Annotated in this window: 9 protein-coding genes; 8 read left to right on the top strand and 1 reads right to left on the bottom strand. The window is 45.9% G+C overall.

What is annotated here, in order from left to right; all coding sequences use genetic code 11:
• Positions 1–44: 44 nt before the first annotated feature.
• The 4 genes from SC79_RS01265 (at position 45) to SC79_RS01280 (ending at position 5,402) form a co-directional block, all read left to right on the top strand.
• Positions 45–1,106, top strand: coding sequence for a carbamoyl phosphate synthase small subunit (locus tag SC79_RS01265; RefSeq protein ID WP_039073526.1), 1,062 nt, complete (start codon positions 45–47; stop codon positions 1,104–1,106).
• On the top strand, positions 1,099–4,191 hold the full coding sequence (locus SC79_RS01270; RefSeq protein ID WP_039073527.1) for a carbamoyl phosphate synthase large subunit: 3,093 nt from the start codon (positions 1,099–1,101) through the stop codon (positions 4,189–4,191). Before SC79_RS01265 ends, SC79_RS01270 begins: the two co-directional genes overlap by 8 nt.
• Positions 4,179–5,138: an ornithine carbamoyltransferase gene (gene argF / locus SC79_RS01275; protein ID WP_039073528.1), complete on the top strand. Its 960-nt coding sequence runs from the start codon at positions 4,179–4,181 to the stop codon at positions 5,136–5,138. Before SC79_RS01270 ends, argF begins: the two co-directional genes overlap by 13 nt.
• A gap of 84 nt (positions 5,139–5,222) precedes the next feature.
• Positions 5,223–5,402: a YjzC family protein gene (locus SC79_RS01280; RefSeq protein WP_010329358.1), complete on the top strand. Its 180-nt coding sequence runs from the start codon at positions 5,223–5,225 to the stop codon at positions 5,400–5,402.
• A gap of 48 nt (positions 5,403–5,450) precedes the next feature.
• Here SC79_RS01280 and SC79_RS01285 read toward each other — a convergent pair whose 3' ends face one another.
• Positions 5,451–5,645: a YjzD family protein gene (locus SC79_RS01285; protein WP_010329359.1), complete on the bottom strand. Its 195-nt coding sequence runs from the start codon at positions 5,643–5,645 to the stop codon at positions 5,451–5,453.
• Positions 5,646–5,893: 248 nt separating this feature from the next.
• On the opposite strand from SC79_RS01285, the gene SC79_RS01290 reads away from it, so the two are divergent.
• The 4 genes from SC79_RS01290 (at position 5,894) to comZ (ending at position 8,510) form a co-directional block, all read left to right on the top strand.
• Positions 5,894–6,628: a hypothetical protein gene (locus SC79_RS01290; protein ID WP_039073529.1), complete on the top strand. Its 735-nt coding sequence runs from the start codon at positions 5,894–5,896 to the stop codon at positions 6,626–6,628.
• A gap of 80 nt (positions 6,629–6,708) precedes the next feature.
• Entirely contained in the window at positions 6,709–7,260 is a 552-nt protein-coding gene (locus SC79_RS01295; RefSeq protein ID WP_039073530.1) for a hypothetical protein, read from the top strand.
• 90 nt (positions 7,261–7,350) lie between these two features.
• The gene (gene med / locus SC79_RS01300; protein ID WP_039073531.1) at positions 7,351–8,304 is read left to right on the top strand and encodes a transcriptional regulator Med; all 954 of its coding nucleotides are present in this window, start codon (positions 7,351–7,353) and stop codon (positions 8,302–8,304) included.
• Between the two features lie 14 nt (positions 8,305–8,318).
• Positions 8,319–8,510, top strand: coding sequence for a ComG operon transcriptional repressor ComZ (gene comZ, locus SC79_RS01305; RefSeq protein ID WP_010329363.1), 192 nt, complete (start codon positions 8,319–8,321; stop codon positions 8,508–8,510).
• Positions 8,511–8,536: the final 26 nt, after the last annotated feature.

An 8,536-nucleotide genomic window follows, 5' to 3' on the forward strand; every position in this document is an offset into this window, starting at 1 on the left:
ATTCACTTTTATAATTAATTATTCATCAAGAGGTGGGCTGTGAGATGGAAGGTTATTTAGTGTTAGAAGATGGAACAGCGTTCAGCGGCGAGCTGGACAGTCATGAAAGCTGCACGGGAGAAGCGGTCTTTTTTACAGGGATGACGGGCTACCAAGAAGTGTTGACAGATCCATCGTACAAAGGGCAGATTATCGTATTTACCTACCCGCTGATTGGCAACTACGGCATTAATGAAAAGGACTTTGAAAGCAAAAAACCGCAAGTGAAAGCCGCGGTGGTCTACGAGGCGTGCGATCATTTTTCTCATCATGAAGCCGTATACAGCCTCAAGGAGTATTTGCAAAAATGGAACATTCCGCTGTTGACCCATGTTGACACGAGGGCTGTCGTGAAAAAAATCCGGACAAACGGAACAATGGGGGCAACTGTCACAGCCTCTAAAGAAGCAGCTGAGATTGCCCTTCAGCCTGAAAACGTGGCAGAACAGGCATCCGCACAGGAAATCAGCACATTTGGCGACGGACATAAACATATCGCCCTCATTGATTTCGGCTATAAAAAGTCCATCGCGTCATCACTCGTCAAACGAGGATGCAAGGTCACCGTGGTGCCGTATCAGCAAATGGAAGCTGTACACGACATCAAGCCGGACGGCATTGTGTTATCGAACGGACCTGGAGACCCGAAAGCCATTCAGCCGTATTTAGGAAGAATCAAAAGCATCGTTTGCCATTATCCGACTCTCGGCATTTGTCTCGGCCATCAGCTGATCGCGCTCGCGTTCGGAGGGAATACATTCAAGCTGCCGTTCGGACACAGGGGGGCGAATCATCCGGTCATCGACCGTGAAACGAAGCGCGTCTTCATGACAAGCCAAAATCACAGCTATGTGGTTGATGAACAGTCCATTAATCAAGAAGAGCTCACGATCAGGTTTCATCATGTCAATGATACGTCAGTTGAAGGGCTTGCCCACAAAAAATGGCCTGTCATGAGTGTTCAATTCCACCCGGAAGCCCATCCTGGACCGGCGGAAAGCGAATGGATTTTTGATGATTATCTAAAGAATGTGATACCAGCAAGGAGAGAAATCGCCCATGCCTAAAGACACCAGTATTTCAAGCATTTTAGTAATCGGCTCAGGCCCGATCATCATCGGCCAGGCGGCAGAATTTGATTATTCAGGCACTCAAGGATGCATTGCGCTGAAGGAGGAAGGCTATCGGGTAATCCTCGTCAACAACAATCCGGCGACCATTATGACCGATGAAGCCTTCGCTGATGATATTTATTTTGAGCCGCTGACAGCAGAAAGCCTGACTGCCATCATTCAGAAAGAACAGCCTGATGGGCTTCTTGCTAATTTAGGCGGGCAGACCGCTTTGAATTTAGCGGTGGAGCTTGAAGAAATGGGTGTTTTAAAAGAGCACGGCGTCAAGCTTCTCGGCACATCTGTTGAGACGATACAAAAAGGAGAGGATCGGGAAAAATTCCGATCGTTAATGAACGAATTGAACCAGCCTGTGCCGGAGAGTGAAATTGTCGATAACGAGGCCGACGCCCTCCGTTTTGCGGAATCGATCGGATTTCCCGTCATTATCCGACCTGCTTACACATTAGGCGGCAAGGGCGGAGGCATCGCTCCTGATAAAGAAGCTTTTACTGGCATGATGAAGCAGGCGCTATTAGCTAGCCCGATCAACCAATGCCTTGTGGAAAAAAGCATTGCCGGCTTTAAAGAAATCGAATATGAAGTGATGCGTGACAGCCATAACACATGCATCACCGTCTGCAATATGGAGAACATCGATCCGGTCGGTGTGCATACAGGTGACTCTATCGTTGTGGCGCCGTCACAAACATTGACGGATGAAGACTATCAAATGCTGCGGACGGCAAGTCTGACGATCATTTCAGCACTTGATGTCGTAGGCGGATGCAACATTCAATTCGCGCTTGATCCATTCAGCAAGCAATATTACGTCATTGAAGTCAATCCGCGGGTAAGCCGGTCATCGGCTCTCGCCTCTAAAGCAACCGGTTATCCAATTGCGAAGATGGCCGCGAAACTGGCCGTAGGATACACCCTTGATGAGCTGAAAAATCCGCTCACAGGCTCGACTTACGCTAGCTTTGAACCGGCGCTGGACTATGTGATCGTCAAATTTCCGCGCTGGCCGTTTGATAAATTCAAAAACGCAGACCGCAAGCTTGGCACAAAAATGAAAGCCACCGGTGAAGTGATGGCGATTGAACGGAATTTAGAAGCGGCGATACAAAAGGCAGCCGCGTCCCTTGAACTGAAAAATGACGGCACACACCTTCCAGAGCTCAGCGGCTTATCGATTGAAGCGCTATGGGAGTTGGCAGTCACTCCGGACGACCGCAGATTTTTCGTTGTCATGGAGCTATTGAGCCGCAGGGTGCCAATTGATGACATTCATGCAAAAACAAAAATTGATCCGTTTTTCCTTCATACTTTTGACAATATCATCAAACTGGAAAACCGCATGACGGAAGCGGGCAGCGATCTCACTTTTGAATTGTTGAAAAAAGCAAAGGAAAAGGGATTTTCAGACGAAACGATTGCCTCTCTGATTGGCCAAACAGAAGAAGAGGTGCGCGCGCTTCGCAAGGAGAAGGGCATTACACCTTCCTTCAAAATCGTCGATACATGCGCGGCAGAGTTTGATGCGAAAACAAACTACTTTTACTCCACATATTTCGGTGAGACCGATGGGGACATCAGCCGCAAAGAGAAAAAACGCGCGCTAATTATTGGCTCAGGCCCGATTCGGATCGGCCAAGGCGTTGAATTTGATTACAGTGCCGTCCATGGCGTGCTGACACTGCAAGCGCTTGGGTTCGAAACCATCATGATGAACAATAACCCGGAAACGGTCAGCACCGATTATGAAATTGCGGACCGCCTGTATTTTGAACCACTGACAACGGAGCATATCTTAAACGTGGCAGAGCGGGAAAACATTGATTTTGCAATCGTGCAATTCGGCGGCCAAACCGCGATCAATGCTGCTGAAGCGCTCGAAAAAGCAGGCATTACCCTTCTCGGCACCTCATTTAAAACGCTTGACGTGTTAGAGGATCGGGACCAATTCTATCAGCTTCTAGATGAGCTTGGCTTGAACCACGCGAAGGGAGAAATCGCTTATACAAAAGAAGAAGCCATTGAAAAGGCAAATGAAATCGGTTATCCGGTGCTGATCCGCCCATCTTACGTCATCGGCGGAATGGGCATGATTATTGTTGACTCGCAAGCTCAGCTTTCTCAGCTGCTGAACGGTGAGGACAGCATGCCGTACCCGATTTTAATTGATCAGTATGTGTCAGGAAAAGAAGTCGAAATTGATTTGATTTCCGACGGTGAGGATGTCTTTATCCCGACATATACCGAGCATATTGAACGGGCAGGTGTCCATTCGGGAGACAGCTTTGCCATCCTTCCCGGACCGACCATCACAAGCGGGCTAAAGCAGGGCATAAAAGATGCCGCGCAAAAAATTGCCCGAAAGCTTTCATTTAAAGGCATCATGAACATTCAATTTGTGATCGACAATGGAAACATTCTCGTTCTTGAAGTGAATCCGAGAGCGAGCCGCACGGTTCCCGTTGTCAGCAAAGTCATGGGCGTTCCGATGATCCCCTTTGCCACACGCCTGCTGGCGGGAGCGTCTTTAAAAGATGTAAACCCGGCAGTTCAGAATCATCATGGGGTTGCCGTGAAGTTCCCGGTCTTTTCATCCCATGCGATTCAAGATGTGGATGTCAAGCTTGGGCCGGAAATGAAATCAACAGGAGAAGGCATGTGTGTTGCATACAATGCCGAGAGCGCCTTGAAAAAAATCTATACACATGTATGGAAGCAAAAAGGAAGTATTTATTTGCAAAACGGGCCGGAAGATATCAAAAAGTTAGCTGAAAAAGCCGGATTTACGGTTCATGAAGGGGCATTTGCCTCATGGATGGAGCAGGATAGAAAAGCGCTCCACATTAATCTGAGCGGCTCTGAAGAAGCGCGTAAAGAACGTTTAGAAGCCATGACGCATGGCATTCCCATCTTTACAGAAGAAGAAACTGTGCGGGCGTTTTTACAAAGCGCTTCAGGCCATGCGCAGCCTGTATCTCTCAAAGATCTCTATAAAAAGGAAGTGGCATCATGCACACAGTGACGGAAACCAGTTTATACGGAAAAGATGTATTAACGTTACAGGATCTTAGTGAACAGGATATAAACGCCCTGCTCACAGAAGCCGGTGAATTGAAGCAAAACAAAATCCAGCCTATTTTCCAAGGCAAAACCTTGGCGATGATTTTTGAAAAATCATCAACACGGACTCGCGTTTCATTCGAAGCCGGCATGGCGCAGCTGGGCGGGAGCGCTCTTTTCTTAAGCCAGAAAGATCTGCAGCTGGGGCGCGGTGAAACTGTCGCTGATACGGCAAAAGTGCTGTCAGGCTATGTGGATGCCATCATGATCCGGACTTTTGAGCATGAAAAGGTGGAGGAGCTTGCCAAAGAAGCCGACATTCCGGTCATCAACGGACTTACGGATAAATACCATCCATGCCAAGCGCTAGCGGATCTGTTGACGATAAAGGAAATAAAAGGGGAGCTTAAAGGCGTGAAAGTCGCGTACATCGGGGACGGAAATAACGTCGCGCATTCATTAATGATCGGCTGCGCGAAAATGGGCTGTGAGATCTCGATCGCTTCGCCAAAAGGATACGAAGTGTTAGATGAAGCGGTGGAAGCGGCGAAAGCATCTGCGCGTCAGTCGGGCGCTTCTATCACGCTTACGGCGGACCCGGTTGAAGCTGTAAAAGGCGCGGACGTGATTTATTCTGATGTGTTTACAAGCATGGGGCAGGAAGCGGAAGAACAAGAACGTCTCACTGTATTTGCCCCTTATCAGGTGAATGCGGCGCTTGTCAGCCATGCTAAGCCTGATTATACATTTTTACACTGCCTCCCTGCGCACCGTGAGGAGGAAGTGACAGCGGAGATAATTGACGGGCCGAATTCGGCGGTATTTCAGCAGGCGGAAAACCGTCTCCATGTGCAAAAAGCATTGCTGAAGGCCGTTTTATACAAAGAGGAATCATCAAAAAACTGCTGAGCCAGACTCAGCAGTTTTTTGATGGCGACATATTCACAGCCGCTTAGGCGCATACTACAGCAAAAAGGAAAAGGAGGAAAAATAGTGGGACAGCAGCATCAATTCCGGCCGGGACAGAAAGCGCCCAACAATGGCATCTACGTTGAAATCGGCGAGACAGGAAGTATGGTAAAAAACCCGCAAAAAATCCATCTGTCAGCAGGGGAAATGTTCCCCGAAACATCAAATCACAACCGGCTGTGGACATACAAAAGAAAGCCGTGATCAAGAAAAAAACCCAAAACAATGACATGTTTTGGGTTTTTCGCATTTTTAATGCTGGTCGGCATTTTTGTTCATAGGCATGATTTCCGCTAAAACCATGATCAAGACATACAGGATAACAGCAATGACAGATGATGTTTTGAATTCATTGAATTGATACGCAACACTGTTCATGCTGGCAATCAAGTAGCATGCCATATGTGATAAAAGGAACGTCCAAATAAAGGCAATAATATATCGCACGTTTCCACCTCGTCCTTCTCAGTCTATTCTAAAAGCTATCATACCATACAAAAAGAGAAGGGGGAATCCAATTTTAAAAGAAAATGAGAAGACAAAATAGCCTGATTTGATACGCTTTAAATCCAATAAAAAGATCATCAAATGGTATAATAGCCAAAACTGATAAAGGCTAGGACTTTACCTTATTCGTTTCGTTTCTTTTTACATAAGATAGCGTGAGATGAAGTGTGAAAGGAGGCGGGCAAGCGATGGGAATAACGGAAAGATACTTTCAATTGGGAACGGAGCAGAATGTGATTCATTTGCCCTATCGCCCAAACGGCTTCGGCATTTTTATCTTGGGGGACAGAACCCACTTTGTCGGGAATGATTCTAGCTTTTGGCTGCAGCATTACGGCAGAAACCAGCTTCTGAACATGCTGAGGGATGAAGGATATACTCTTTTCAACAGCAATCTGTACGGAAGGCATTGGGGCGCGGAAAAAGCGGTCGCCTATGCCAAACAGCTGATACATTCCGTTCTGAAGCAAGAAATCCTCAATCCGAAGATTCATATTTTAGCAGAGGGCATGGGTGCTCTCACGGCCAATGAATTGCTTCGTTTTTCCCCGGATCATATCCGCTCAGCCGCAATGTTGAATCCTTGTCTCGATCTTCAGGCACATTATGAATCAGAAAAAGAAAATAAATTTTTCTATAAGCAATTTTTGAAAGAGGTATCGGAAAGCTACGGAATTTCTGAAAAAGAAGCGGAAGCGTTCCGTTACAAAACAATTGAAAGCTATTCGAGCGTCGTGCCGGTTCATATATGGCAGCGGATGACCGGAGCTCCCTATCCGTACAGCGTACATGCGGAAGCATTCAAGGAAAAACAGCAGAAGCGAGGCGCGCCGGTCGACATGACATTTCATTTGTTTGAGCATCCAAGCAGACTGTATGCATCAATCTGCAAATTCTTTCACAGGCATGAAAAAGAGTTATAGAGAATATAATAACAACAGCCTTCACTTTTGCGGAGGCTGTTTTGCTTTGGAAATGAAAAACCGGAAGGGCGGCAGATGCAATGGAATCAACACTGATTGTAGGTGCGGACGAATTTTTCGGCCTTTCATTATGCGAGCGAATGATGGATGAAGGCATACATGTTGACGTTATTCTGGCGGAAACAGAAGATGAAATGAGACAAATGTACTTAGATGAAAGACTCATGTGGCTTGGGAGAAATGAACTCTTTTGCCGGCTTGAACGTATTGGGAAGCGAAAATATGATACAATTTGTATCCAATACGGCAGTTTTTTACCTTTAGACCAATTTGATTCTCCTTATCTATTAATCTATGAACAAGATCGAAAAGAATGGGAAAAACGTGAAAAGACAGGTTCAGAAAAAGCGGTGATCCTGCCGAAAATGTATGGGCCATGGAAAGAAGAAACCGAGGAAGACGGCTGCTACACAGACGATGTCGCCGAGGAGCTGCTGAGGTTCCTGCTCGAACCAAGCCGCAATCATCAGATTTTCGATTTGCAAGTCACAGAAAAAACCTCAAAAGAAGAAGCAAAAGCAAAAATTGTCGAGTGGAAAAGACAATTTTCATCAATTTTCGACAAATATTAAGAAACACCTTCCATGTTTCACGTTTTCTAGATACAATAAACGTATAAAAATAATACATGTTATAGCTTGTCAAAAGGAGTTGAACATGACTTGATCACAAGGCTTGTCATGATCTTTTCTGTCCTCCTTTTATTAAGCGGATGTGGACAAACTCCGTTTAAAGGAAAAATTGAGAAGGTCGGCATGCTCTTTCCTGATACGATTAACGACCTCGTATGGGGCACAAAAGGGTATAAAGGATTACTGAATATACAATCAAAATACAATGTAGACGTCTACTATAAAGAAGGCGTTAAAACAGATGAAGATATCATAAATGCGATTGAGGATTTTCATAAGCGGGGCGTCAATCTTCTCTATGGCCACGGGAGTGAATACGCAGAGGTGTTTAACTTGGTCAGTGAAGATTACCCGGATATGGAATTTGTCTTTTCTAATGCGAAAGCAAAAGGGGATAATGTGACAAGTGTCCATTTCAGCGGCGAGGCAATGGGCTTTTTTGGAGGAATGACGGCTGCCCATATGTCCAAAACAAATCAGGTCGGCGTGATCGCTTCCTTTACATGGCAGCCAGAGGTTGACGGTTTTATCAAAGGGGCCAAATATGAAAATCCGAATATAGAAGTAAACACGAAATATACGGCTCATTGGGATGATGATACGACGGCAGTAAAGCTTTATCAGAAAATGAAGAACGAAGGCGCGGATGTTGTGTATCCCGCCGGAGACGGGTATAATGTTCCTGTCATTCAGCAGATTAAAAAAGACGGCCTTTATGCCATCGGCTACGTCACAGATCAATCAGAACTGGGCGAAAATACCGTGTTAACCAGCACGGTGCAAAATGTGGACAAGGCCTATGAAATCATCGCTGAGCAATTTGACAAAGGCTCCCTTGAAGGCGGCGACCATTACTACGACCTGAAAACCGGAGTTGTTGAAATGGGAACATTCAGCCCGCTTGTCGATAAAGACTTTCAGCAAAGAATCGACAAGCTGATCAAAACGTACAACAAAACAGGCGAACTGCCAAAAAACGAATAATGGAGTGACGTTATATGCAGCATGAAAAATCCATGGAGTTCTTGCAAATTGCCATGAAATACTTGCCTGAAGCGAAAGAACAGCTTGAAAAATCAGGCATTGAGCTGTCAATGGAGGCCATACAGCCATTCATGAATCTATTTACCACGGTTATGGCTGAAGCTTATGAGCTTGGCAAGTCTGACGCGAAATCTGAAACCGAATAAGAAGAAGCCACTTTTTCGAAAGTGGC

This window comes from Bacillus sp. MSP13 (genome assembly GCF_000815295.1).
GTDB classification, from domain to species: domain Bacteria; phylum Bacillota; class Bacilli; order Bacillales; family Bacillaceae; genus Bacillus; species Bacillus vallismortis.